Source organism: Exiguobacterium sp. UBA5002, from assembly GCF_002396765.1.
In the GTDB taxonomy this organism is placed as follows: Bacteria; Bacillota; Bacilli; order Exiguobacteriales; family Exiguobacteriaceae; genus Exiguobacterium_A.
In genome coordinates, this window is the sequence record NZ_DGYQ01000024.1 from 30,003 (window position 1) to 54,289 (window position 24,287).

Annotated in this window: 24 protein-coding genes; 16 read left to right on the top strand and 8 right to left on the bottom strand. The window is 45.9% G+C overall.

Going from position 1 to position 24,287, the window contains the following annotated elements; translation table 11 throughout:
* Positions 1 to 34: 34 nt before the first annotated feature.
* A complete protein-coding gene (gene galE / locus B4C70_RS06860; RefSeq protein ID WP_035396028.1) occupies positions 35 to 1,042 on the bottom strand; it encodes a UDP-glucose 4-epimerase GalE in 1,008 nt (335 codons plus the stop codon).
* Between the two features lie 73 nt (positions 1,043 to 1,115).
* Positions 1,116 to 2,096 carry a hypothetical protein gene (locus B4C70_RS06865; protein ID WP_023469421.1) on the bottom strand — a complete coding sequence of 327 codons (981 nt, stop codon included), beginning with the start codon at positions 2,094 to 2,096 and terminating at the stop codon, positions 1,116 to 1,118.
* A 101-nt stretch (positions 2,097 to 2,197) separates the two neighbouring features.
* Here B4C70_RS06865 and B4C70_RS06870 point away from each other — a divergent pair, with 101 nt between their 5' ends.
* The 3 genes from B4C70_RS06870 (at position 2,198) to B4C70_RS06880 (ending at position 5,918) form a co-directional block, all read left to right on the top strand.
* Complete coding sequence (locus B4C70_RS06870) at positions 2,198 to 2,902, top strand: tyrosine-protein phosphatase (protein ID WP_290777877.1); 705 nt, start codon at positions 2,198 to 2,200, stop codon at positions 2,900 to 2,902.
* A gap of 471 nt (positions 2,903 to 3,373) precedes the next feature.
* Positions 3,374 to 4,393: a fatty acid desaturase gene (locus B4C70_RS06875; protein WP_290777880.1), complete on the top strand. Its 1,020-nt coding sequence runs from the start codon at positions 3,374 to 3,376 to the stop codon at positions 4,391 to 4,393.
* A 166-nt stretch (positions 4,394 to 4,559) separates the two neighbouring features.
* On the top strand, positions 4,560 to 5,918 hold the full coding sequence (locus tag B4C70_RS06880) for an ankyrin repeat domain-containing protein (RefSeq protein WP_290777883.1): 1,359 nt from the start codon (positions 4,560 to 4,562) through the stop codon (positions 5,916 to 5,918).
* 45 nt (positions 5,919 to 5,963) lie between these two features.
* On the opposite strand, the gene B4C70_RS06885 is transcribed toward B4C70_RS06880, so the two are convergent.
* On the bottom strand, positions 5,964 to 8,081 hold the full coding sequence (locus B4C70_RS06885; RefSeq protein WP_290777886.1) for a 5'-nucleotidase C-terminal domain-containing protein: 2,118 nt from the start codon (positions 8,079 to 8,081) through the stop codon (positions 5,964 to 5,966).
* A gap of 786 nt (positions 8,082 to 8,867) precedes the next feature.
* Between B4C70_RS06885 and B4C70_RS06890 the strand changes: the two genes are divergently transcribed.
* Together B4C70_RS06890 and B4C70_RS06895 are read left to right on the top strand one after the other, a co-directional pair.
* Positions 8,868 to 9,677 (top strand): ABC transporter permease, encoded by an 810-nt coding sequence (locus tag B4C70_RS06890; RefSeq protein ID WP_290777888.1) that lies wholly within the window; start codon positions 8,868 to 8,870, stop codon positions 9,675 to 9,677.
* A gap of 15 nt (positions 9,678 to 9,692) precedes the next feature.
* Positions 9,693 to 10,646, top strand: a complete 954-nt coding sequence (locus B4C70_RS06895; protein WP_035410435.1) for an ABC transporter ATP-binding protein — start codon at positions 9,693 to 9,695, stop codon at positions 10,644 to 10,646.
* 152 nt (positions 10,647 to 10,798) lie between these two features.
* Here B4C70_RS06895 and B4C70_RS06900 read toward each other — a convergent pair whose 3' ends face one another.
* The gene (locus B4C70_RS06900; protein WP_290777892.1) at positions 10,799 to 11,380 is read right to left on the bottom strand and encodes a TIGR00730 family Rossman fold protein; all 582 of its coding nucleotides are present in this window, start codon (positions 11,378 to 11,380) and stop codon (positions 10,799 to 10,801) included.
* 78 nt (positions 11,381 to 11,458) lie between these two features.
* Between B4C70_RS06900 and B4C70_RS06905 the strand changes: the two genes are divergently transcribed.
* A complete protein-coding gene (locus B4C70_RS06905; protein WP_200934380.1) occupies positions 11,459 to 11,632 on the top strand; it encodes a hypothetical protein in 174 nt (57 codons plus the stop codon).
* 292 nt (positions 11,633 to 11,924) lie between these two features.
* Positions 11,925 to 12,155 (top strand): hypothetical protein, encoded by a 231-nt coding sequence (locus B4C70_RS06910; protein ID WP_290777895.1) that lies wholly within the window; start codon positions 11,925 to 11,927, stop codon positions 12,153 to 12,155.
* Positions 12,156 to 12,178: 23 nt separating this feature from the next.
* On the opposite strand, the gene B4C70_RS06915 is transcribed toward B4C70_RS06910, so the two are convergent.
* The gene (locus tag B4C70_RS06915) at positions 12,179 to 13,054 is read right to left on the bottom strand and encodes a helix-turn-helix domain-containing protein (protein ID WP_056063302.1); all 876 of its coding nucleotides are present in this window, start codon (positions 13,052 to 13,054) and stop codon (positions 12,179 to 12,181) included.
* Between the two features lie 147 nt (positions 13,055 to 13,201).
* Between B4C70_RS06915 and B4C70_RS06920 the strand changes: the two genes are divergently transcribed.
* The 4 genes from B4C70_RS06920 to B4C70_RS06935 all read left to right on the top strand — a co-directional run bounded on the left by B4C70_RS06920 (position 13,202) and on the right by B4C70_RS06935 (position 15,816).
* On the top strand, positions 13,202 to 13,348 hold the full coding sequence (locus tag B4C70_RS06920; RefSeq protein ID WP_290756601.1) for a hypothetical protein: 147 nt from the start codon (positions 13,202 to 13,204) through the stop codon (positions 13,346 to 13,348).
* A gap of 79 nt (positions 13,349 to 13,427) precedes the next feature.
* Positions 13,428 to 14,633, top strand: coding sequence for a hypothetical protein (locus tag B4C70_RS06925; RefSeq protein WP_290777900.1), 1,206 nt, complete (start codon positions 13,428 to 13,430; stop codon positions 14,631 to 14,633).
* A complete protein-coding gene (locus tag B4C70_RS06930; protein ID WP_290777903.1) occupies positions 14,626 to 15,363 on the top strand; it encodes a class I SAM-dependent methyltransferase in 738 nt (245 codons plus the stop codon). The genes B4C70_RS06925 and B4C70_RS06930 overlap by 8 nt, the downstream gene beginning before the upstream one ends.
* 141 nt (positions 15,364 to 15,504) lie before the next feature.
* Positions 15,505 to 15,816, top strand: coding sequence for a hypothetical protein (locus B4C70_RS06935; RefSeq protein ID WP_290777906.1), 312 nt, complete (start codon positions 15,505 to 15,507; stop codon positions 15,814 to 15,816).
* A 37-nt stretch (positions 15,817 to 15,853) separates the two neighbouring features.
* On the opposite strand, the gene B4C70_RS06940 is transcribed toward B4C70_RS06935, so the two are convergent.
* A complete protein-coding gene (locus B4C70_RS06940; protein WP_029342640.1) occupies positions 15,854 to 16,273 on the bottom strand; it encodes a helix-turn-helix domain-containing protein in 420 nt (139 codons plus the stop codon).
* A gap of 208 nt (positions 16,274 to 16,481) precedes the next feature.
* Between B4C70_RS06940 and B4C70_RS06945 the strand changes: the two genes are divergently transcribed.
* Both B4C70_RS06945 and B4C70_RS06950 read left to right on the top strand, forming a co-directional pair.
* Entirely contained in the window at positions 16,482 to 16,952 is a 471-nt protein-coding gene (locus B4C70_RS06945) for a VanZ family protein (RefSeq protein WP_290777910.1), read from the top strand.
* A gap of 70 nt (positions 16,953 to 17,022) precedes the next feature.
* Positions 17,023 to 18,018, top strand: coding sequence for an ATP-grasp domain-containing protein (locus B4C70_RS06950; protein WP_290777913.1), 996 nt, complete (start codon positions 17,023 to 17,025; stop codon positions 18,016 to 18,018).
* A 65-nt stretch (positions 18,019 to 18,083) separates the two neighbouring features.
* Here the strand turns inward: B4C70_RS06950 and B4C70_RS06955 are convergent, their stop codons facing one another.
* Both B4C70_RS06955 and B4C70_RS06960 read right to left on the bottom strand, forming a co-directional pair.
* Positions 18,084 to 18,842, bottom strand: a complete 759-nt coding sequence (locus tag B4C70_RS06955) for a homing endonuclease associated repeat-containing protein (protein WP_290777916.1) — start codon at positions 18,840 to 18,842, stop codon at positions 18,084 to 18,086.
* A gap of 29 nt (positions 18,843 to 18,871) precedes the next feature.
* Positions 18,872 to 20,140, bottom strand: a complete 1,269-nt coding sequence (locus B4C70_RS06960) for an O-antigen ligase family protein (RefSeq protein WP_290777919.1) — start codon at positions 20,138 to 20,140, stop codon at positions 18,872 to 18,874.
* A gap of 372 nt (positions 20,141 to 20,512) precedes the next feature.
* On the opposite strand from B4C70_RS06960, the gene B4C70_RS06965 reads away from it, so the two are divergent.
* Genes B4C70_RS06965 through B4C70_RS06975 form a run of 3 tightly spaced genes read left to right on the top strand, consistent with a single transcriptional unit; the run spans position 20,513 to position 24,277 of the window.
* Positions 20,513 to 21,115, top strand: coding sequence for a YveK family protein (locus B4C70_RS06965; RefSeq protein WP_290777922.1), 603 nt, complete (start codon positions 20,513 to 20,515; stop codon positions 21,113 to 21,115).
* Positions 21,116 to 21,136: 21 nt separating this feature from the next.
* Positions 21,137 to 23,002 carry a polysaccharide biosynthesis protein gene (locus B4C70_RS06970; protein ID WP_290777925.1) on the top strand — a complete coding sequence of 622 codons (1,866 nt, stop codon included), beginning with the start codon at positions 21,137 to 21,139 and terminating at the stop codon, positions 23,000 to 23,002.
* A gap of 15 nt (positions 23,003 to 23,017) precedes the next feature.
* Positions 23,018 to 24,277, top strand: a complete 1,260-nt coding sequence (locus B4C70_RS06975) for an oligosaccharide flippase family protein (protein ID WP_290777928.1) — start codon at positions 23,018 to 23,020, stop codon at positions 24,275 to 24,277.
* Positions 24,278 to 24,287: the final 10 nt, after the last annotated feature.

The window sequence follows — 24,287 nt, forward strand, 5'->3', positions numbered from 1 at the left end:
TTTTAATTGCAGGTAAAATGATTTATCCTACCTATTATTTTTGATACCCGTCTGGATTCTTAGATTGCCAGCGCCAAGCATCCTTACACATATCATACAAGTCTTTCTCCGCCTTCCATCCGAGGAGGCGTTCTGCTTTTGAAGCATCCGCATAACACGATCCGACATCACCCGGACGTCGTGCCGTGATCTTTCGATCGATTTGCAGAGACGTCGCATCTTCGAACGTCGCGACGAGTTCAAGCACACTTGTCCCTTGTCCCGTTCCTAGATTGAATGCCTCGATCCCGGAATGATCATGGTAGAGTGCCTTGATATGTCCTTTCGCTAAGTCGACGACATGGATATAGTCGCGGACACCCGTACCATCATCCGTATCGTAATCATTTCCGAAAATTTGAAGGGTATCGAGTTTTCCAGCAGCAACTTGTGTCACATATGGCATCAAGTTGTTCGGAATACCGTTTGGATCCTCACCGATCAGACCACTCATATCGGCACCAATCGGGTTGAAGTAGCGGAGTAATGTGATATCCCACGTCGGATCAGCGAACGCGATGTCTTCAAGCATCTGCTCGATCATCAGTTTCGTCGCACCATAAGGATTCGTCGCGGAGCGCGGAGCAGATTCGGTGATTGGTGTCGTCTCCGGCACACCGTAGACGGTCGCAGATGAACTAAAGACAAGTTTTTTGACATCATGTCGGTCCATCACTTCGAGTAGGACGAGCGAACTGATCAGGTTGTTTTGATAGTAGAACAACGGGCGTGATACCGATTCACCAACCGCTTTTAAACCGGCAAAATGAATGACAGCATCAATCGAATGGTTTTGGAAGATCCGTTCGAGTGCCGATTCATCCCGCACGTCCGACTCATAGAATGTGACCGTACGGTCCGCGATGTGTTCGACACGTTCAAGAGCACTCCGGTGACTGTTACTTAAATTGTCGACGACGATGACTTCATGACCCTCTCGCAGCAGTTCGAGACAGGTATGGCTGCCGATATAGCCAGCGCCTCCCGTTACTAAAATGTTCATAGGATACCCTCCGTTAAATTCCATTATTTATCTAATAATAGCATAAAGAGAGCGGTTTTTTCTTGATTTTGCTTTACATCCGTTTTGTTAGACGAATCAGCTGAATACGCGACTCGGACTCGATGATCTGTAATTGATAATGGGTACTTATGCGCAGTCGTCCCGCTGTATTCGTTCGCTGGAACGTCCCAAGACGCGCTAACTCTTTTTGGGAAAGGCGTGGGCTCTTCCAATCGATGGCGTATGCGCGATCATCGATGAGGTGTACGGTGAATGACTCATACGTCCATGTTTCATCTACAGCCGTTTTGATTTTCTGTTTCGGTGATCCGAGACCGACCCATGTCGTAGCGGGATCATCCAATAGATCGGTCGCTCGCGTTTGTTTTGGAAGCGTCATATATGCGTCCGTCCATTTCAACAACGCCTGATCCGTCATCATGGAACCAATCGTTTTTTCGGATAGGTCGCTCGCTTTCATATATGCCTGCGTCCGGTCAGGGAGCTGGATACGCGCACGATCCTTGACGATATCGAGGACAGGGAATGCATCACCAAAGTCGGCGGATTGAAGAATGGTCGAGGAATCAGGATGACGATAAATCGGACTCGATTTCGTGGAGACGAAATGATAGATTACGTCTTTCTTCGCCCATGTCTGATATCCCCATGTAGCAAGCGCACCAATACAGAAGCAAGCGAGCGCAAGGAGGACGAGTCGCCAGGACAAGACTCGCTTTTTCGGTACTGCATTGGGCGTCGTCTGTTCGAGCGGCATCTCGTCTCCTTCATCTAGTAAAGGAACAGATGTAAGGAAACCATAAAAGTCGGCGATGCTCTCGTGTGGATGACCGTCCAAAAATCGTTGCCACTCTTCTGGACGAACCGTATCTTGCTGAAACGGTCGCGAGGGTGCTATCCCTGTCAGATGAAGGCAGGTCGCCTGAAGCGAAGAAGAGGAAGACAAGGACAGCAGGATTCGTTCATGGAGACGCTTGATATCAACTTCCGTGTGAGAGGTATAGAATTGTAAAGCGGATAAGGCGCGATGCATAAGGCATCCTCCTTCCTTCTAACGTCAGGATATGTATGAATTTTCCGTTTCCTTTTATGATATCATTTTTTATGGGACGACGAATGAGAAAAGGGGGAACGATGATGATCGATATTCATAATCATCTTTTGCCGTTGGTCGATGAGGGAGCGACTCATGTCGAAGAGACGATCCGCATGGCACGGCGTGCTGCTGCGGAAGAGGTGCACCGAATCATCGCAACACCATATGCGACGCATGCGACAGCAGAAGAAGTCCAATTGATCGTAGCAGAGCTGAATGTTCTACTGGCCCAGCGACAGATTCCTGTCCTCGTCTATCCGGGACAACAGACGCGTTTGACACTCGGATTGCGTGATGCGGTCAACCAAGGGCACGTCTTGACGTTAGCGGATACCGCCTATCTGTTAATCGATTGCCCCGACGATCCGCTACCGGTCTATACGGAAGAAATCATGACCGGATTAATCGAAGACGGGTATTTGCCAATCCTTGCGCAACCGGAAGATAACGCAGAACTTCTCGAGCATCCTGAACGTTTGGTCCAGCTAATTGAAAAGGGCGTGCGTTGTCAACTGGCGACACACAGTATTCTCGGTCATCATGGAGAAGAGAAGAAACTATTTTGTCAGCGTGCCGTTCAAAAAGGATGGGTACACTTCATCGCATCCAACGCTAAAAAAGCAACAGACCATCTTCATCTTATGCCGGCATATCAACAGATTGAACGGTGGTCTGGAGCGAATGTCGTCAATCGATTAAAATGGAACGCTGAACAAATCTTGGTGTCACCGCCAATTGTCTAATACATGACAGTGAGGCTGACTCAACAGTCATTCGCTACAAAGGTCAGGGTGGCAGAGTGATGATCTGTCACCTTTATCTCATAACAAAAAGAGTGACGCGTCATACGCCACTCCTACAGGAAAAAGCGTATGTTTGCGCTATCAGAGACAAACAAGCCCCACTTTCATGCCTAAATAAGGCAGGAAAACTGACTTGAGTCTCGCCTGAGGAAAGGGCGTGAAAAGACGCGTCATTCTTTTTTGTCAGCCTTATTTTTTTAAAAACTTTTCTAATAAATCAAAATCCTGAAAAATATATGATATGATATCATTACTTGGTACTAAAAATATTCAAGCGATTAATCAATATGGGCATGATTACGTTCGAATCTCCGAGGACATCGTCACGTACGCCGCTCAATTCTTTCATTTTTTAGGCATCATCATCATTAGCGTCGTGAACGCTGGAACAACCCGAGGAGGAAGTAATACATGAGTAAAGAAAAAATCGCACAGCTGCGCAAACATGTCTCGCCTTTTGAGAAGGCAGACATCAAGGCCAGCATCCGACAGATGATCAATACGATCCTGCCGTTTCTCGTCATTTGGTTTTTGGCGTATCAAGCACTTCACGTGTCAGCCTGGCTCGCAGTACCGCTTGCGATGATCGCCGCGGGATTCGTCGTGCGGATGTTCATCATCTTCCACGATTGTACACATGGTTCGTTTTTCAAAAACAAAAAAGCGAATGCAATCGTAGGAACCATTACAGGTGTGCTAACGCTATTTCCATACGAAAAGTGGAAACGAGAACATGCGATTCATCACGCTTCAAGCGGTAACTTGGACAAGCGGGGCGTCGGTGATATTTGGGTAATGACAATCGAAGAATACATTGCGTCATCGAAATGGACGCGATTGAAATATCGACTCTATCGGAACCCGCTCGTCATGTTCGGGCTAGGTCCGTTGCTGTTGATTTTGGTGACAAGTCGTTTCAACCGGAAAGACGCACGGAAGAAAGAGCGTCTTAACACATATCTGATTAACGTATCACTGATCGTTTTGTACGGTCTCTTAATTTACTGGATTGGCTGGCAAGCATTCTTGATCATCCAAGGGACAACGATGTTCACAGCAGGCGTACTTGGTATCTGGTTATTTTATGTCCAGCATACATTCGAGGATTCCTACTTTGAAGATGAAAACGAATGGGATTACGTCAAGGCTGCGATCGAAGGTAGTTCATATTACGAACTCCCTAAAGTATTACAGTGGGTGACAGGAAACATCGGTTTCCACCATGTCCATCACTTGAGTCCGCGTGTACCGAACTATCATCTAGAGAAAGCACACGTCTCGACACCACCGCTTCAAAAGGCGACGACGATCGGTTTGTTCTCTAGCTTAAAATCCTTACGTTATAAACTGTACGATGCAAAAAATAAGACGTTCGTCACGTTCCAGGACATCAAGCATCTCCTGCGTGAACCAAAACCGTCATCACTTTAAGTCTGTAGCACTTTATCTTTTTTGAGATAAGGTGCTTTTTGCTTTGAAATCACAAGAAGTTGACCGATAAAGAGTAAGGAATGGAAAAATATAGGCACGACAAAATTGAAAATGTTACTCTAAACTAAAGAATAAAGAGAAGAGACACATAGAAAGAAGGACTGGCATGAAAGGAAAAATATACTTCTGGCTTTTGTTTTTAAATGCGATTGCGACAGTAGGGGCACTGGTCTACCTGTCTTTTGAACTGGGCGCTTTGGGCCTTGTCTTAATGGGGCTAACGATTGTCTGGCTCGCCTGGAAAATATTACGACTCTTTTCCTCGGTGATCCGATTGCAACAAGAAGGCATTGAGGTAACCGAATATCGTTTTCCGGAACTATATCATGATATCGCGTCGTTATCGGAACGTTTGAATTTAAAGACACCACGCATCTATATCGTCGGAGACGACGTATCGCCGATTAGAGGCGTGAGTCTGTTCCGAACGAACGTGTTTTTTTTACCAGAGAAAGCCATGCGGGAGCGAAATGAGTTCGAACGAGTTCGGGAGTTGCTTCGTCTGAAGCATAATGACGAGGAAAAACGTTTCGCATTACTATTAGGCAGTTGGATTCCATTTTTAAGACCGGCTTATTTACGAACTATATCCTTATACCGGGATCGTCAAGCCATGCATCTTGTAGACGATCCAGATAGTGTCATGCAGAGTATTCTAAAAGAAAACGGACGGCACCAATTGATCAATGAAATCGATGTAACAGCATATTTAGCTGAAAAGAGGCAGATTACGCTAGCTGAAGTCGTTAGCGAAATGGTCTACACGACACCGACGACAGACAGACGATTGATTGAATTAGGCTGGATGTCACGCGAGACTCCTACTGGGCAGCATGCTGTTCGATTCTTGTTGGTAGCATCGAGTATAGTAGCATTCGTTTTGATTGGCTGGAGTGTCCAGAACGTTTCGTTTTCAAATGAAACCGCAAAAGCTGTCGTCACCTCATCGGATGAATCAAAGGCGAATGGATTGCAGGAAACGAAGTTGATGGCTGCCATTCAAAAAGGTACGTTGGAAGAAGTTCAGAAGGAGTTACCGGACGGAGATATGAAAGCCGTGGATACAGATGGTGATACAGCACTTCACTATTTAGGGTATCGCAAGTCAAGTGAAGGACTGAAGGAAATCTTTGATACGTTACTTAAGCAGGGAAGTGATGTGGACGCAATCAATGACTTCGGAGAACGTCCGTTCATCACAGCAGTATATAGTAACAATAATGAATTAGTAGAACTGTATTTAAAGAACGGTGAAAACATCAATCAGCTTGATGATCAAAAGTACACACCTTTACATCATGCGGTGGAAGGGGAAGGCGTTCAAACCGTGAAAGTATTGCTAGAACAAGGGGCAGACGTCTCGATTAAGAATAAGGATGGTTTGACGCCTTTGATGTTGGCACAGCAATATGAATTAGACGACATCATTCGATTGTTAAAGCAACATACGTCTCAAACGTTATAAGAAAAATGCTCCTCCCGAAATCGGGAAGGAGCATTTTTTATGAACTTATTTACCTTGAAGAGCTGGATCCACGTTAAGGATTCGTCCTTCAATTTTATAATCGATTGTTTTCTTCGAAATCGCGTAGTCGCGGAATGTTTCCCAGTCAGAGAGACCGAGGTCTTTCACACGTCCTGATTTATACGCATCTTCAAATGGTGTCAAGAAGTCGCTTCCTTTAGCAGTGAAAGCGTTTGTAGCAACTGTGTACGTTTTGGCTGGATCAATGGCCTCTTCTACACCGCCATCTTTCGTAATCGTCATTTTCGTAACACGTTGTCCCTTCGCTTTTGAACCATCGTACTCAAGTTTCATACCTGATACTTGTAAGAATCCACCATTTTCAAGTGGTGCAAGTCCAACACTGATTTCAAAGAGATCTTTAAGTTGTGAACCGTTCATTGTCACGAGTGCAAGTGTGTTACCGAATGGTAAAGTAGTTAAGATTTCACCAGTTGTAAGTGGACCTGCATCGATCGCGGCACGAATTCCACCACTGTTTTGAACAGCGATGACGGTTTCTGGGTTAATTGATTTCGCTTTTGCAAGCATACCGTCCGTAATTAAGTTTCCGAGAGCTGTTTCACTATTTCGAACGCTCACTGTGTTAGTGCCACCAGTACGTGGGTTTGGAAGGGCAGATACAATATTAACCCCAACTTCTTGGTTTTTGATTGCTGTAATTTTATCCGCGTAAGGTTTGAGAATAGCAGCGGCTCCAGGATCTGCTGCATACGGTTTTACTTCAATCGTCGAACCACTGTATGATTTGACTTTTCCTTTGTAATCAAACGTTACGTTGACATCTCCAAGGAATTCACTATATTGAGAAGCTTGGGCGATGACTGTAGGCTCTTTTTTCTTTGTTTCTTCACTCGCAGGAATCAGTACTGGTTTAGTAAGATTCGTATGAGTATGACCACCGATAATGACATCGATACCATCAACGTTTTGTGCAAGCAATGGATCGTTATCAATTTCAGAATTATCATCGTAACCGATATGTGTCAACGCAACGATTTTATTGATACCGCGTGCTTTGAACTTATCAACGGTCGCTTGAGCGCTTTTGATATAGTTTGAGAATGCAATCGTACCAGGGCTTGAAATACCAACTGTTTCTTCTGTCGTCAAGCCGAAGAAACCAACTTCTTCACCGTTGATTTTTTTGATGACACCTTGGTAGATCCGTCCATCTTCCGGACCAGACGTGATTGTTTTCTTTTGCATCCCGTTGAAGAGCGGATTTTTACTGAAATCAACGTTTGCTGTGATGAATGGGAAGTCCGCACCAGCAACGAAGGCTTGCAAAGCAGCACCTTGATCTTTAGCACCAAGATCAAACTCATGGTTACCGAACGTCATCATGTCATACTTCATGTAGTTCATGAGTTCGAGATCAGCTTGTCCTTTGAACTCGTTAAAGTAGAGTGATCCTGAGAAGACGTCACCAGCATCAAGGAGAAGCGACGGTGTACCTTCGGCGCGGTAAGCGGCACGGCGCTCTTTAATAGCAGTCGCACGTTTTGGAGCGTTATCGAGTGAAGCATGTGTATCGTTCGTATGGAGCAAGGCAAGGCTGAAATCATCCGTATTGATGTCACGGACGATGATTTTTGCTTTTGTCGTGACCGTCTTGCCTTTATGCGTCAGGCTACCTGTCGCATAGTAAGTACCTGACTCACTCGTATCAACTTTGCTCCATTTGATTTCTTTATCGTAGACTTTGCCGTTAGCGTAAAGAACAGCTAGTTTTTTAGGAAGGACTGGTTTTTGATCGACTGAAATCACTTGTTCCTTAACGGACTCAATGATTTTGATCACATAATTCTCGACGTGAATCTTTACTTCGATTGGGAGCTTTTTCTTACCATATGTGCCATGAACCGTTTGGTAGCGATTGAAGATGTGCTTATTGTATGCACCCCATGAGATTTTTTCTCCCTTGTATGTAGCCGGAAGTTTAACAGGCTCACCCTTCGTGAAAGTGAGAGACTTCAATTTGACCGTCTTGACTTTGACATGTGTTGCAGCAGATACGGTCGTTTGTGCAGCCGGCACGATTGCCGATGTCGTCAATGCGACAGCTACTGCTGCCGCGTAAAGCGGTTTTGATTTGTACATAAATAAAAATCCTCCCTCGAGATGATATGAGGTCAACCAGCGATCGGTAACCTCTTCTTCTACTATAAATGCTTAACGGACAATCGTGTCATGAACCTTTTGTAAAATGCGTAAATTCTTAGGTCCGACGACAATACAACTCTTGCAAGTCGTTTGTTTTCTTCTACCTGAAAGAAGAAAAGATAAATGATTGCGCTTACATTATATCTTGTTCCTCCTTCAAAAGAAACGTAGATTATAATAGATTGTAGGAAATTGTCCTCATTTTGAGAGAATCGCTTAGTAAATATTTTCAAAAAAATGTATAATTTACTATATGAAAAATATGCGATGGGGAGGCGGGAGTACGAATGGATGAAAAGATACGTAGGAGTCTACTCGTAGGCATACTTTGTATAATGGGAATTTTGATTATATGGGGGCTCGCCTCTCCACCGACAACGATTGAATTTCCTAACTTTACACATACCTAATCCTGTGAATGAATCGACAAGGAGTCCTTGTCGATTTTTTTGTTTCAATGGGAAAGCTACAGTTTGGTGTCGGTTCATGCTATACATTGACACGCTTTTTACGGATGGCTAGAATTGATTAAGTGTACTTCACATATACACGACCGAAGGAAGAGTAAGGAGGGGATGGTTGACTAGACATGATTCATCATGTCGACCGGTGGAATGTTCGTTTGAGGGATCGCGGACAGGATCCGTTTTTTTATTTGAATTTGATACAGAATTCATTGAATTACAAATACATGCTCCATGAAATCGGAAGGAACTTACACTTATGTTGAAAGAAATGAAAAGTATCATCCGGGAACAGGTTGAAAATTTTCCTTTAATTCGCCGGCTCGCGCGATATGAAATTAAATCCGCGCATGCAGAACAACGTCTTGGTCTTTTATGGGAGCTCCTCAATCCAGGACTCCAGATTTTCATCTACTGGTTCGTCTTCGGTGTCGGTCTTCGCGGAAATAAGGATGTTGACGGAAATATTCCGTTCATCGTCTGGCTGCTCTGTGGGATCGTCGTCTGGTTCTTCATCAATGATGCGTTGCTTCGGGGATCGAATTCGATCAACAGCCGTCTCGCGATGGTAACGAAGATGCGTTTCCCGATGAGTGCGATTCCATCGTATGTCATCTTGTCACGGATGTATCAACATTTTGCGATGCTTGCGATCGTCATCGTCGTCATCATTGCAAATGGCATCCCGATCACATGGAAACTGCTTCAATTGCCGTATTATATGATTGCCACCTACATTTTCGTCTATGCCTTTTCGCTTTGTTTTTCAACGCTCGTCACACTCGTCAAGGACATCCAGCTCTTCTTGCAATCAATGATGCGGATGCTCTTTTATATGACACCGATCCTTTGGAACATCGAGCGGTTCCCGGACGTCTTGCATGGTGTCCTACGCTTGAATCCAGTCTACTACCTCGTCGAGGGATACCGGGCGAGCTTGCTCGGCGGACATTGGGTCTGGCAAGAATGGCCAACGGGTCTGTACTTCTGGAGTGTCACGCTCCTCTTATTCTCAGCCGGAACGTTCTTGCACATCAAGTTCCGTAAATCATTCACTGAGCTCGTTTAAGGGAAGGAAATCGCCATGTCTATGATTAAACTCGACCATGTCACGAAACGCTTCGACATGGTCACGACTACGAAAGAAAAATTCAAGCTCTTGTTCAAAAATCAAAGCAAGAGCGTTAAAACCTTTACAGCTTTACGCGATATCTCACTTGAGATCGGAAAAGGAGAAGTCGTCGGTCTCGTCGGAATCAACGGTTCGGGTAAATCGACGCTCTCGAATCTGATTTCAGGAATCATCTACGCGAACGAAGGAAACGTCGCGATCAACGGAGAAGTCGCGATCATCGCCGTGTCCCAAGGATTGAAGAACGTGCTGACAGGACGCGAGAACATTCGCTTGAAATGTCTCCTGCTTGGGATGGACGATGCGGAAATCGAACGTCGGATGCCTGGAATCATCGATTTCGCGGATATCGGTGACTTCATTGATCAGCCAATCAAGAAATACTCGAGTGGGATGAAGTCACGACTTGGTTTCGCAATCGCCGTCAATGTCGATGCCGACATCTTGATCGTCGATGAAGCATTATCGGTCGGTGACCAAACCTTCTATAACCGTTGTATCGATAAGATGAACGAATTCAAGGACGAAGGCAAGACGATCATCTTCGTCAGTCACTCGCTCTCGCAAATCAAGAGTTTCTGTGAGCGTGTCGTCTGGCTCGAATACGGTCAAGTTCGACTCGACGGGACGACGAAGGATGTCTTACCGGAATATAAGAAGTTCCTCGCAGAATATAAGAAATGGTCAAAAGAGGAACAACACCAGTACCGTCGCGATCGCTTGAAGGAACAAGCAGCGAATGCGCGGTCCGGAAAAGAAAACGTTGATGCTGACGTCAACGTAAAACATCCTGGCTGGATTTTATCAGGTCTCGGATTACTCGCGATTGCGGCAGGTAGTTTGATGGTCATTGACGAGACACCGTCTTTGACGAATCTTAGCGACGCAATCATGAAGTTCTTCTAATGTTCTACCAGATGCCTCTGTGCATCTGGTTTTTTTGTGCCAAAAGAGTAGGAATCCTGAAACGGAGTGGAGAAAACTAGTAAGTGAGAGAAGAAATATCGGAAGAGTATGCGAATGAATCAAAAAAAACGGAGTCAAGGACTCCGTTTTCATCAGGTTTGTGAGCGATCCATATACGTTTTGACGCGTGGTGCTTCATATGTGGCGAAGCGTTCTAAGAGACGATCCGGATCCGACTCGACGATCAGCATCGCTCGGTGTTCGGGAATCAAGAATCCTTGACGTTCCATCGTGTCGAACAGGGCAATCAAGAGGTCATAGTACCCATCAATGTTGAGTACACCGCACGGTTTTTCATGCAGACCGAGTTGGGCCCACGTGAAGACTTCGAAAAACTCTTTCATCGTTCCGGGTCCGCCAGGAAGAATAATGAAGCCATCGGCAAGCTCTGACATCTTTGCTTTTCGCTCGTGCATCGAGTGGACGAGATGCAATTCAGTCAGTCCCGGGTGTGCTAATTCCTTTTCTTGTAGAAATTGGGGGAGGACACCGATCGCTTGACCTTGAGCCGTAAGCGTAGCATCCGCGACAGCTCCCATCGTTCCAACGCGGGAACCGCCGTATACGAGTCCGATGCCGTGAGCGGCGAGCGCTTGACCAAGTGTGCCCGCTGCCTCGCGAAAGACGGGATGCGCGCCATCTTTAGAACCACAAAACACTGCAAGTCTATTCATGAACAGAACCTCCTTTGTTAGTGTCACCATAGCATATTCGGTGATCGGACGGCAGAGGAGACCAGGAAGGAGATCGGTATGCGACCACGTACGATCGTTTGGCTCGTCCTAATTATCGCAGCAATCAATTTGGGACTTGGGATATGGATGCCGGATACGTCGACTCGGACAACAATTAGTTCGATACTACTAGGTGTGATTCTCATACTCGGTATATTTTATGTCATCGCCTTACGACAATCATCAAAATAAAGAGAGCTAGTTCGACTCGTATGAGTTGGACTAGCTCTCTTTTTGTCTGTTACGAAATTTTATCATAGTTAAATATTCAGAAAAATCTATTTTCATACACAAATTCTACATATTGATGGATGATTTGTAAGAAAAACTCATTTTTAGGGACATATGACCCGAGCCAAAAGTAATAGAAAATGAAAAAAATGTGTAAAATACCATAATTATTCGTATTCGAATATTCAGAGGAGGTCTAAGGTTATATGATGTTGTTACGAAGCCATACGAAAAATAATAGGAGGTTATTTAAATGAACTTGAAAAAGAAATTAGGTTTAGCGATTGCAGCTTTATCATTGTCTGTTACTGTTGGTGCTGGCGTTGCTAGTCAGCTTGAAACTAATGTAGCGATCAAAGGATTACCACTTGAGTATGCTCCAGCTTTCGATGTAGCGATCAAAGGATTGCCTTTAGAGTATTCACAAAAAACAGATGTGGCTATTGATGGAATTCCACTTGAGTACGCAGTAAAACGAGCATAATTGAAATTCGTACATTGATACAGCTATTTGGCTAGATATTCTTCTTTCATCGTTTTAATAATTTTTTGATACTCTTTCATTCCTAATAATTCAAACAAAAAATATGATTTATCAAATGTTCTAATAATTTCTTGTGATGGAGCACCTAATTTATCTAAACAAGCAGCTCTTTGAGAGTACAATTGTCCGAGTAACGACATATCTTTAAATTTTAAGCTTGTTTCAATTGCTTCATCAATTATAGTAAGTGCTCGATTATGTTTTTGAAATTCTAAAAGAATCTTTGAAAAATTATACGAAATTCTAATTCGATCGACGATTAAATCATCATTGTCAAAGTTGAGATTTAATATTTCTTCATAAACATTGATACTGTATTGAAAACTTCTATTTTCAGAATACAGATTCGCAATCGCAGATTTAATTCGAATTAGCATATTTGGTGAATAATATGAAGTGGAGTATTCATTAGATAGATTTTGGAGCTCTACTATACATGTACGGTAATCGATTTTTCCTAGTCGATACGAGCAAATGAAGAAATAATATTTATATAATAATGAATGTTCAAATGAAGTATTAGCGTTAGATAGTGCGACTTTACTTTGTTTATAAATGCCTTCAAAGTCCTGATTTCTAAATTTATAAAGTAATTCTTCGTCAATCGTTCGTAAATTCGTTTGTTGATTTGTAGGGTCTAAGAACGCTGACAATGGAACTTGTAATCGCTTTGATAAAGCATACAATAATTCGACTGTCGGCGAATGCGTACCACTCTCGATCTTGCTGATCTCAGCTTGACTGCAAATTCCGTTTGCTAAATCTTTTTGTGTCAGATTATGTTTCTTTCGCAGTCGGCGTAATGCTAAGCCGATTTGCGGTGACATGAATTGATCCATCGGCTCCTCGTCCTTTCGTGAAGATTGAACTGGTACAGGGTACCAATTTCTATTATAGAAGCGAATTGAACGGGACACCACTGATTTACTTGATTTCGTATCAATGTTTCAACGACCATCTTACTTGATTCAGAAAGGGGTACAACCATGACACTCATTTTAAAAGAAACGCGACGTAACATGACTTCTTGCGCTTGGTGTCTCAATCCTGCTACCGTCTCCGTCGCCCCCCTCGCTCATCGGGAAATGGACCGGACTAATACGAAACCAAAAGCAACTATTAAATCGGCTTAATACACACAAAAAGGACTTCATTCGGATCGTAGAGAATGAAGCCCTTTTTTCAATCACTTGACGAGAAAGGAGAGAGGACATGATCGGATTATCACTTTTATCGGAACAAGACGGCTGGTTACAACGTTCCTTGCCATCTACCGCGATGCAAACTTTTTGTGAGAGACATCGTATTTCAATCGATGCCTTTGATTATGATACGCATACGTTTCATGATTTACTCGATTACATGGATTTTCAGGAATATGAGCACTACGTCTTCGTCCTCCAAGGAGAAGGGGAGCGTACGTTGCGTCTCGTTGCCTATTTGCAACACGAGATGCTACACGTCCAGTTTCATTTGATCCGGCAGAACGGGGAGGTTCTGTTCGGTCAACCGGATTTCCTAAACGGTCTCTTCTTACCGCAGGAAGAGATACCGGTTTCGGCATCCGTTCCGGCTGTCCATCATGCTCTCCTTTCGTTGATGACGGGTGTCTATCCCGCATCCGTGCCGCACCATCCACAACCGCTGCGTCATGTCTACATCGAGGACAGCTCATTGTTGGACCGGATTCCAGTAGACAGTTTTCAAATGATGACGATCAATAGTGTCATCTATTTGGACCATCCGATGCGGCACGATCTGCCGATCATCGAACTGATGAGCCGGACCCCGATTTTGTTGACGTTCTCAGATCGTTTATCTCCGTCACTTGCGTCACAGCTGACAGTTTTATCTCGCGACGCACTTGCCGAGCGGTTACAAGACTGGCAGCAAACGGGGCGCATTCAAAACGATCAATCGATGGGGATTCTCGATTATGCGACAGTAAGCGGATTACGCGTCTCGCATCGCCTGTTCTTTTTTGCGGAAGGGATTTACGCTGATCGACAAAAAACGATTCAGTTGAGTGCGGATATTTCAAGCGATATTGAATGTCTTCGAGAACAGCAACCGCAACCAGAGGCGCTCGCGTCGCAAACGGAACTGGAGTTGTTTCCGTTGTTGTATCAACTGGCAGGGTCGTTTCAAGGGACGAGCCGTTTCATCACCCCTTACTCGGATCTTGAATTACCCCGGACGTCTGGACGGATTGGACCGTTAACATTGATCGGCATTCAAAATGAGGAAGGGTGTTTTGCGTTCGATCGAACGACGTTACGTCTGTTCGAGACGAACGAAGCGTTCCTCTGGATTTTAGAAGCGGATCAAAAGGAACAATTCGACGTGTTGCCAGAGCGACTCGGCGCAGACTATGCGGAAGCGATTCAGCATTACAAGGAGTTGATGTATCATGGGTGAGGTCTTATTTGGTCCGTTTTTGCGTAAAGGTAGCTACTCCCGCGTCCAAGTGCTCGATCATGTACAGGCAGATGAACGATTTGGTCGATTGTACCAAGAAGCACAACAGTTAAATGAGGTCGATGAGTTGATGCTCTATCGACGCTATCTACAAAAGGGGGAGCGGATCCTATTTTACGGAACGTTTGATCCATCCCTATTTAATCTCTTGTCGGACGAGGGGTATGATCTTTATTTGATCGAACCAGAAGCTGCGCGGACGAAGCAAATCGCGGAGGCGTATCAGCATAAGATTTACGGCTGGAGTCATGACGTGACGGACGTCGTCGGACCTGAGTATTTTGACCGGATCATCTTACCGGGAACGACGATTTTACGTTATACGCGTGGGGAACTGCTGTTGTTCTTCCGCAACATCCGTCAACTGCTACGACAGGGAGGACGCTTGCTCGTGTCCTTGCATCACATCGACCACCTAAAATCAATTGTCCATCCGATTGCGACACGACGCTTTCAAAAGACATTACTTTTCTATGGCTATCACATCGATGGGGAACGTCTCTTGTTCAACGCTTATCTCCAATCCGGACAAGAGGAAAAAGTCAGTTATGCGGTCGAATATCTATACGAACCAAAAACGCTGTTTGAATTTGCAACATTATCGCGTTATCATGGACAATTTCTATATGAAGGAAAGACAATGATGGTATTAGAGTTCGAAAAACAATAAATGCAAAATATAATGTAATAATAAAATGAAAAATATATGTAATATATTGGTTTGAATAGGTCTAAAGACCGGGTAATGAGATACAGTAGTTTCCTTTGCATGATTCAAAGTACACCATAAGAAAGAGGAGCCGGATGTATCATGGAAAATCAGAGCGGAAGTACCTTTCAACAAAGTTGTCTATCGTTCATTGAGACCTTGTTTCCAGACGAACCTTTTCATTTCTTAGAAGAATCGAAAGCGACGGACGCCTTTGGTTATCCTGGTCGTCAATTGTTTTTCTCTTCACCTGCCCGTACTTTGAAATTCACCGTACTCGAGCAGGCGCATAAGCATTACGCACGTATATTCGTATCCGAGAAAACAAGCGAAAATACGTTTTTTCGTCAGTTATTAGAAGCAACATATGACGACAATCAATTATACATCGATCATATCGTCCAAACAGAATAAAAAAAGAGATCAAAATCAGCTGGTTTTGATCTCTTTTTTACGCTTCGATAGAAGAGAGACCCCGCTTTAATGCTTGATCAATGGACGTTGCCATCTCATCTCGGACGTTCGCTGAGACGAGGCGACCATCAAAATAGATTTCCTTTGACAGACTGAGGTGAACGAGTAAGTCTTCGAGAATGAGTTTCAAATCAAGCGGTTGTGATGGTTCAAGCGCTTGTTGCATGAATTCATTCAACGAAGGATGCTGTACATACTTCGGATCGATGAGATCAATGACCGTCGTGTCTAAAGCAAGAGCTAATCGTTCCAAGACTTGAGGAGAGGGCATGCGCTGACCACGTTCGTAAGCGGAGATGTCCGTTGCTGTTTCCCCACACCGTTCAGCTAAAAACTTTTGAGTATACTTGTGTTGTTTGCGCAATTGCATGATTTTTTTACCTAGTGCACGATTCATGGCACTCCACTCCTATTCTTCAGGTCATCGTGTATAGTACTAATTAACCACTTTCATTATAAAAGAAACCTGTGAAATGTAAAATATCGTTTTTCAAGGAAACTAAAAGAATGAAATGGGTTAAACTAGAAATTGAATTTTAGAAAGAATCCGCCATTTTTTTGAGGTCCATGCTATTCTAAAGTGATATTAAAAAAGGAGTGTCTTCATGAAAAAAATCACGTGGTCCGGCTACGTCGTCCTTGCCGTTCTATTGATCCTCTTCATCTCAAGTTCGATGCCGTATCAAGTGCAATCGATCAAACCCGGTCTATCTCGCTATATCCCATTAGGATTCGTCGATCATCTGCGATTCATCTCCTTCTCATATCATGGAGAAGTCAGTGTAGCGGCACTCGGACGCAGTGGATTCATTGAATTTTTCATTCGTAAAGCAGCGCACGTCTCGACGTTTCTTGTATTAGGTATCGGATTGATTGATTTGACGCGTCGTCGTTTGACACCGGGTCTTGCCGTCTTATTCGCTTACTCATTAGCAATCACCATCGCTGTCTTTGATGAATTCCATCAAATCTTGACAGGGGACCGGACGGGTCTCATCCAAGATGTCTTACTCGATGGAACCGGCGCCTTGATTGGAATCGGATGTTATTTACTCATCTATAGGAAAAAAGTATGACGCCAAGCAGGAAGTGTTTCTTTCTGGCACGAAAAGAAAAGGCATCACTTTTAACGAAGGAGACTGCCCTATGAAGACTTCCCATTTGTTGATGACGAGCGTAGGTCGCCGGACGAAGCTAGTCGAGTATTTCGTCCGTGAGATGTCGGACGGTCACGTCAGTACTGCGGATTGTAATCCACTCGCACCGGGTCTTTATATGACGGAACGTCATCATCTTGTTCCGCGCATCGACGCACCGGAGTATATCGATCATCTACTGAAGTTGTGTCAGCGGGAAGGCGTAACGGTGCTGTTGTCATTGATCGATCCCGAATTGGAGTTGCTCGCAGCGGCAACAGAACGATTTGAAGCGATCGGTGTCACGGTCCTTGTCTCACCGATGGATGCGTGCCAGTTATGCTTTGATAAATACGCTATGTATACGTATTGTGTCACGGAAGGGATTGCCCATGCACGAACATATGCGACGCTCGACACATTTAAAAATGCGCTTGCGCAAGGGGAAGTCGCGTTTCCAGTCTTCGTAAAACCACGTAACGGCAGTGCTAGTCTTCATGTCCAAACCGTCTCCTCCCTTCAGGTCGTCGAAGGATTGTTCGCTGTCCATCCGAATTTATTAATTCAGGAATACTTAAGAGGACAAGAGCTTGGCGTTGATGTGTATGTCGATTGGCTGACGCATGAAGTGACGGATATCTTCATTAAGGAGAAACTCGTCATGCGCGCAGGAGAAACGGATAAGAGTCGCTCCGTCAAACGCAACGACGTCTTTGAATTGATTGAGCAGGTCTTAGCGGGAACTCATCTCGTCGGTCCACTAGATTTTGATCTGTTCGATGTGGACGGAACGCTCTACTTATCGGAAATCAATCCACGATTTGGTGGGGGATATCTTCATGCCTATGAGTGTGGTGTCAATTTTCCGAAAGCGATCCGAAACAATCTCCACGGGCAACGCAATCCTCGACGAATCGGGGCGTATACGGAAGACATCTATTTGTTGAAGCACGATACGGTGACACTATTGCCGGCATCTCTACTTGAGCAGATCGAAAAATCATGATACGCACGAAAAAGGAGTGATCCGGTAATGTACCGGGTCACTCCTTTTTAGATGGAAGAGAAGGATTAGGAAAGAGAAACGCGGGCACGCTTGAGACATTGCACGGCGGAGGTCCAGCTGCCGAAGAGGGCGTTGATCGTCGAGGTACTTGGAACCGAGCGACCTTCTGCCCATTTCCGATAATGAATGATGCTGAGAGAAGGTAATTCTTCTTGTGCCTGTCGCAGTGCTTCAAGGACGTCTTCTTCGACCCATTTCCGGCGAGGTGGAGCGATGTCAAGGCAAGCGAGAGCATCTGCCCACGAACCATATTTACGGGCAATCGTCGCGACTGTCGGATGTCCATTTTCCTGTGCCCAAATCGCATACGTCTGTGTTGTCAAACGCGGAAGGACATCGGAAGCTTCAAGTAAAGCAGTGATGATCCGTTCTTCCGTCATCGAGATGGAGCGTGTCATCTCGATCTGTGCTTCTTCAAGCGCACGTGACCAAGAACCGAAACGTAAGTTGATCAGCGTCAAGGATGGTCCGTGTTTGGCCTTTGCCCACTCTCGGTAGCTATTACTATGGAAGGGATGTAAACGTGTCGATGCTTCCTTGATGAAAGTAAGAATCTCTTCATCTGAAAAATACGGACGGATCGATGAGAGACCAGCGGCTTGGAGTGCTTCACGCCAAGAGCCGAATACATTGATGATTGTCGTGATCGATGGAATGTCTTTTCCGATCGACCAGCGCGCATATGTCTTTGCGTCGAGAGAGGGATATTCGATACTAGCTTCGATCAGGCTATCGATGACTTGTTGTTCTGTCCATTTCTTCATGATGTCATACCCCTTTCGTGTAGGTGCGTCTAGGTGTGGGTACTGTCGTGAGGTGGAAGTCGACGAAGCGACGCATAAGCAAGAAGGCTGAGCCAAATGAAATAAAATCCACTCGGTCTGACGAGAATGCTTTCCGTGAATTGGAGTAACCCGAGCCAGTTGGCTAGCAAGAGCGCGAGGAAAGCGAGATCCGTCGTCTGAATGCGAAGCAGTCGATAAAACAGATACAGAAAGACTGCACCGTACAGCAGACAACCGATGAGACCAAATTCATAGAGAAACGTGATCGGTGTGCTGTGAAATGTATAAAGAATCCGTTCCCCGAGTTGTTCCTGCAGTCCACGCGGGGCACTTCCAATCCTGTGACCGAACCAGAGCGCGTCAGCGGAAGCGTGCCATCCTGCTTGCCAAAGCGTAAATCGTCCGTTAAGACTGAGCAAACGGGGAAGCAGACCTTGAAATGCGAAGACGGCAAATAAGATTAGGCTTCCTGTCACGTAACAGGCAGCTACCCGCATCCGGCGTCTCGTTCCCGGAACCATTCGAATACTCGTCAAGAGTGCCAGGAGGACGAAGGAGTAGATTCCTGTCTGCGAACCGCTCCTTAGCAAAGCAATGACGATCAGGAGTAAGAAAACAGCGTGCAGAAGACTTTGCCGACGTGGGAACTGTTTGAGTAGATAGAACCAAGCAAACAGTCCGCCTGGAACAAGCCACGCTGCAAACGTATTCGGATTGTTCATCAGACCAGCGAGGCGAAGGAATGAGCCTTGTTCCCCGACGTACAATTGTGGAAACGATAAGGGACCGATCCGAAGCCATTGCAGGTTTTCGACCGGGACATACTCTGAACCAAATGAGACGATGAGGGCATAGGAAGCGAGAAAGACGGCCTGTCCATAAAGAAAGTGACACAAAAGCCGTTGCCATTGTTCGATCGATGTACGTGAGAGCGAAGAGACGATGCCGACGAAAAGCCAAGTCGAAATGAGGTAAAGCGAAGCAAGGACACGATCCGTATCCGCGTTAAAAAAGAAAAATACGATATGAAATGTCAGATAAATCAGAAAAATAAATGCGATTTGATGTCCAGTTGTGCGATTGACGCGATAGAACGGTCGTAAGATGAACCAACAGACGCTGAACAGAACGATGTAGGCAGGAAGCAACCAAAGTGACCACTGTTTCGGTAACACTTCGTCCGTAAAGGATAGAGGACGAATCCAAGCATCGAGCATGATCCAAATGACTAGGATGGATAAGGCAAACGATGTGGGTATATTGGCTGATTTTAACATGATTTCTAAAGACTATCCACCCTTCGTATAGGACTTATTACCGATTCAAATACTTTTTAATCGTCAAATTTGTATTTACCCTCATCTTTTAAAAAATCATGCAGACCAATGAAAAAATATTAAGAAAAACGCAATCATTTTTTCGTGAATCGCGTTTTTTTTTGTGACATGAATTCTTGCTGTGAACTTGCGTCACGCAAGCGAGATAGCTACCGAAAAAAATATAATCATTTTCACCAAGCTCTAATTGTTTTGGAATTCGATTGGAAATAAGGTGTAGACATAACCAATGTCCATCCATTCGGTCAAGCTAGAAAGAGGTGAACAACAGTGAGCTCGATGCATCAAAGAAAAACCTTCGGAGATCATCTGATGACACTCCGACGCGGCTGGTGGCTACTGGCACTCTTCATGATTCTCTTCGCAGGTGCCGGATATGCACTCAGCACGTATGTCATTCCGAAGACATATGAAGCGACGGCCTACATTCTCGTCGTTCCTCAAGCAAACGCAGAGGCGACATCGACGCCGACACTCGTCAGTACCTATCAAGATATCTTGCGAAGCCCAGAGGTCGTCGATCAGGTCGCCCAAAAGATGAACGTCACCGACAAGCGATTATTCGATTTGACGGATCGTCTGACGGTCTCGAGCAATCTCGATTCGCAAGTCATCGCCTTATCCGTCACGGATCGTTCAGCGGAGCAGGCAGCTATCCAGGCGAATACGATGACGGAAGTCTTCCAGGATTACCTCCCGCAACTGATCAACACGAGTAAGACGGAAGTGTTCTCGAGCGCACGGATTCCAACGAAACCCGTGTCACCGAACATTCTGATGAATACAGGCATCGGTGGCGTCCTTGGTCTGATGCTCGGACTCCTGATCGTCTATTCGCGCTCGGTAAACAAAAAAGAAGCGACACGCGAATCCACTGATAGTTATCCGAAAGCGATTCCCCGCAGTCATTCATGAGAGAGGAGAGGAGACACCGTCATGCAGCATTCCCCGCTCACCCCGTACCGTCGGCAGTTGAAGATCGGACTCCTTCGCCTGATCGACGCCGGAGTCATCGCACTCGCAACCGTAGTAACGTTCTACTTTTTTAATCCGCTCCATCTCACCGTCAATTTCGAGTTACAGGATGCCCTCGAAATCGCTCTCATCCAGTGGATTGCCCTCACCTTCGTCGCTCATTGGATGCGTTTCTATCAAATCATCTGGCGCTACGCGAGCTTACGCGATCTCGCCGTTCTCCTCGTCGTCGTCCTTGCCAGTAGTTTCGTTTTACTTGGTCTTGAATATGCGTTGTTCGACTTTGCGGTCGAACGGGCGATCTTCTTGCAGACAGGACTCGTCTTGAACGGTATCTTATTCGTCCGGTTGTTGATTCGTGGACGTAGTCTCAGACTCGTTCCGGAGCATAAGACGCTCGGCAAACGGACGCTAATCATCGGTGCCGGAGCTTCCGGACAGATGATCACGAAAGAACTGAAACAAAAGAAATCGCATATCTTAAACGTCGTCGGCTTACTCGATGACTCGCTTGAACTACGCGGGATGCGAATTCACGGTGTCCCTGTCATCGGAGCGATCGAGCAACTTGAATGCATCATCGAGGAACAAAAGATTGAAGCGATCGTCCTCGCAATCCCGTCTTTACCGTATCCGCGACGAATCGAACTGTTGAATCGAATTAAACAGACGCAAGTCGAAGCGCATACGTTACCGATGCTCGTCGAACTGGCATCCGGTAAGGTCTCGATTCAACAAATCCGTGAAGTCTCAATCGCTGATTTACTTGGACGGGAACCAGTCGAACTTGATATCACGGAAATCGAACGAAGTGTGCATGGAGCGACGGTCCTTGTCACCGGTGCCGGTGGATCAATCGGTTCCGAAATTTGCAGGCAACTGATTCGTTTTCGTCCTGAACGACTTGTTCTTCTTGGACACGGTGAAAACAGTATCTACCTGATTCGCCGGGAACTCGAGTGTCTCAGCCAGGACATCCAGTTCGAATCCGTCATCGCCGATGTACAGGACAGTGACCGGATGCTTGAAGTCATGCGACGCTTCGAACCGGACCTCGTCTATCATGCGGCAGCCCATAAGCACGTCCCACTGATGGAGGATAATCCGAGCGAAGCCGTCAAGAATAATATCTACGGAACACGTAACGTCGCTCGAGCAGCAGAAGCGGCTGGAGTCAAACGCTTCGTCATGATCTCGACCGATAAGGCGGTCAACCCGACGAGTGTGATGGGGGCAACGAAACGAATCGCTGAGATGGTCATCCAACAGATGGCAAGAAATAGCGAAACGACGTTCGCCGTCGTCCGGTTCGGCAACGTCCTCGGGAGCCGCGGTTCCGTCATCCCACTTTTCAAGGAACAAATCGCGAAAGGCGGACCGATCACAATCACCGATCCCCGGATGACGCGTTACTTCATGACGATCCCGGAAGCCAGTCGTCTCGTCATTCAAGCGAGTGTCCTCGCAAAAGGTGGCGAAGTGTTCGTCCTCGATATGGGGGAACCGGTTCCCATCACGACACTTGCGAAAAACTTGATTCACTTGAGTGGATTTACGGAAGAACAGATCCCGATCGTCTACAGCGGGATTCGAAAAGGGGAGAAACTCTACGAGGAACTGCTCGCTCGTGATGAGGTGCATGACGAACTCGTCTTCGATAAAATCCTCGTCGGAAAGACACGCCCCTTCGGCTCCGTCGATCCGTACTTGCGTGAGATCGCCCAAGCGCTCGGTCAGGACGAGGTACTCCGCCAGTATTTGTTAGACGTCACGAACGAAACCGATGCCGACCCGGTCGCACCGACGATGCGGATCGCTCGCAAATAGAGAGGAGGGAGAACGATGAAAACGGCCCGGCTGTCCCGCTTCAATCTCATCTTCATTGCCGATACGGCGTATTCGCTCCATCAATGGATGATTTTGACGCTCCTGATCAAATGGAGTACACCGCTCAACATCGGTTATTTCAACTACGCCCTTGCCATCACCGCACCGATCGTCATGTTCTGTTGGCTGAACGCCAGTACGATCCTGACGGCAGAACGGGCTGGTCTGACGAACTTCTGGCTCTTCATCAAGACTCGTTTTTCACTCCTCTCGGCAGGTGTGTTCGTCCTCCTTGGTGTCTATTATTTCTTCGGTGAAGCGGATATCTTACTCCTGACACTGCTCGTCTACCTCAATAAATACATGGAGTCATTCGCTGATCTCGCTTATGGTTTCTTGCAAGGACACACTGCTTTCAAGGAAGTCGCCGTCTCGAAAATCTTCCGGAGTCTCTTGAACGTCTCGGGCGCAGCACTCGTCCTCTTTACGACCCATTCGATTCATGGATTCGTACTCGCCTTGATCGCCGGAAACTTGATCATGCTACTCGCATACGACTTACCGACGATTCGCCGCGTCGGTCGCGGCTTTGACAATCAAGCACTCGACTTACGATACCGATCAGGTAAGGAGCTGTTCCTTAAGGCGATGCCACTCGGATTCGTCGCTCTCCTGATCGCCTTGAACGCAAACATCCCACGATTGTTCATCGGTCACGCAATCGGAACGGAAGAGCTCGGTTATTACGCCAGCATCGCCTATCTACTCGTACTTGGCAGTCTGTTCATCCACTCCTTGATTGCCGTCTTGCTACCGAACTTCTCGTCTGAGACGGGTGAACGCCAAAGTTTACCGGAACTGCGCAAGCTGACCCGTTCGATGTTACTGATGACGAACGTCGTCGGGATCCTGTTGATCATCGGAGCAATCTTCTTTGGTAAGTGGGGCTTGACGATTTTCTATAACGCGTCGTTCGTTCAATATCATCTAATTTTCGTCTTGATGATGGTCGCCTCACTCTTTTTCTACAACTCGACCGTCATTCAGGCACTCTTGACCGGCTTCCAGCAGTTCCGGATCCAGACGATCTCGATCTTCGGCAGTGTCGTCGTCAATCTCATCGCCTGTAGCCTGTTGATTCCGCTGTATGGTCTCTACGGTGCGACGATCGCTTACACCCTCTGCGCCGTCACTCAGATCGTCCTGCTGTTACCAGCACTGTATCGGTCCTTATATACACGGGACGTCACGCTCGTCGTCGAACAAAGCAGTTAAGGAGGGAAGA

What these genes read in the sequence shown, in the direction of transcription:
- galE (WP_035396028.1), bottom strand. Translation starts at nt 1,042, where the DNA reads ATGAACATTTTAGTAACGGGAGGCGCTGGCTATATCGGCAGCCATACC.
- B4C70_RS06865 (WP_023469421.1), bottom strand. Translation starts at nt 2,096, where the DNA reads ATGCATCGCGCCTTATCCGCTTTACAATTCTATACCTCTCACACGGAA.
- B4C70_RS06870 (WP_290777877.1), top strand. Translation starts at nt 2,198, where the DNA reads ATGATGATCGATATTCATAATCATCTTTTGCCGTTGGTCGATGAGGGA.
- B4C70_RS06875 (WP_290777880.1), top strand. Translation starts at nt 3,374, where the DNA reads ATGAGTAAAGAAAAAATCGCACAGCTGCGCAAACATGTCTCGCCTTTT.
- B4C70_RS06880 (WP_290777883.1), top strand. Translation starts at nt 4,560, where the DNA reads ATGAAAGGAAAAATATACTTCTGGCTTTTGTTTTTAAATGCGATTGCG.
- B4C70_RS06885 (WP_290777886.1), bottom strand. Translation starts at nt 8,081, where the DNA reads ATGTACAAATCAAAACCGCTTTACGCGGCAGCAGTAGCTGTCGCATTG.
- B4C70_RS06890 (WP_290777888.1), top strand. Translation starts at nt 8,868, where the DNA reads ATGTTGAAAGAAATGAAAAGTATCATCCGGGAACAGGTTGAAAATTTT.
- B4C70_RS06895 (WP_035410435.1), top strand. Translation starts at nt 9,693, where the DNA reads ATGTCTATGATTAAACTCGACCATGTCACGAAACGCTTCGACATGGTC.
- B4C70_RS06900 (WP_290777892.1), bottom strand. Translation starts at nt 11,380, where the DNA reads ATGAATAGACTTGCAGTGTTTTGTGGTTCTAAAGATGGCGCGCATCCC.
- B4C70_RS06905 (WP_200934380.1), top strand. Translation starts at nt 11,459, where the DNA reads ATGCGACCACGTACGATCGTTTGGCTCGTCCTAATTATCGCAGCAATC.
- B4C70_RS06910 (WP_290777895.1), top strand. Translation starts at nt 11,925, where the DNA reads ATGAACTTGAAAAAGAAATTAGGTTTAGCGATTGCAGCTTTATCATTG.
- B4C70_RS06915 (WP_056063302.1), bottom strand. Translation starts at nt 13,054, where the DNA reads ATGGATCAATTCATGTCACCGCAAATCGGCTTAGCATTACGCCGACTG.
- B4C70_RS06920 (WP_290756601.1), top strand. Translation starts at nt 13,202, where the DNA reads ATGACACTCATTTTAAAAGAAACGCGACGTAACATGACTTCTTGCGCT.
- B4C70_RS06925 (WP_290777900.1), top strand. Translation starts at nt 13,428, where the DNA reads ATGATCGGATTATCACTTTTATCGGAACAAGACGGCTGGTTACAACGT.
- B4C70_RS06930 (WP_290777903.1), top strand. Translation starts at nt 14,626, where the DNA reads ATGGGTGAGGTCTTATTTGGTCCGTTTTTGCGTAAAGGTAGCTACTCC.
- B4C70_RS06935 (WP_290777906.1), top strand. Translation starts at nt 15,505, where the DNA reads ATGGAAAATCAGAGCGGAAGTACCTTTCAACAAAGTTGTCTATCGTTC.
- B4C70_RS06940 (WP_029342640.1), bottom strand. Translation starts at nt 16,273, where the DNA reads ATGAATCGTGCACTAGGTAAAAAAATCATGCAATTGCGCAAACAACAC.
- B4C70_RS06945 (WP_290777910.1), top strand. Translation starts at nt 16,482, where the DNA reads ATGAAAAAAATCACGTGGTCCGGCTACGTCGTCCTTGCCGTTCTATTG.
- B4C70_RS06950 (WP_290777913.1), top strand. Translation starts at nt 17,023, where the DNA reads ATGAAGACTTCCCATTTGTTGATGACGAGCGTAGGTCGCCGGACGAAG.
- B4C70_RS06955 (WP_290777916.1), bottom strand. Translation starts at nt 18,842, where the DNA reads ATGAAGAAATGGACAGAACAACAAGTCATCGATAGCCTGATCGAAGCT.
- B4C70_RS06960 (WP_290777919.1), bottom strand. Translation starts at nt 20,140, where the DNA reads ATGTTAAAATCAGCCAATATACCCACATCGTTTGCCTTATCCATCCTA.
- B4C70_RS06965 (WP_290777922.1), top strand. Translation starts at nt 20,513, where the DNA reads ATGACACTCCGACGCGGCTGGTGGCTACTGGCACTCTTCATGATTCTC.
- B4C70_RS06970 (WP_290777925.1), top strand. Translation starts at nt 21,137, where the DNA reads ATGCAGCATTCCCCGCTCACCCCGTACCGTCGGCAGTTGAAGATCGGA.
- B4C70_RS06975 (WP_290777928.1), top strand. Translation starts at nt 23,018, where the DNA reads ATGAAAACGGCCCGGCTGTCCCGCTTCAATCTCATCTTCATTGCCGAT.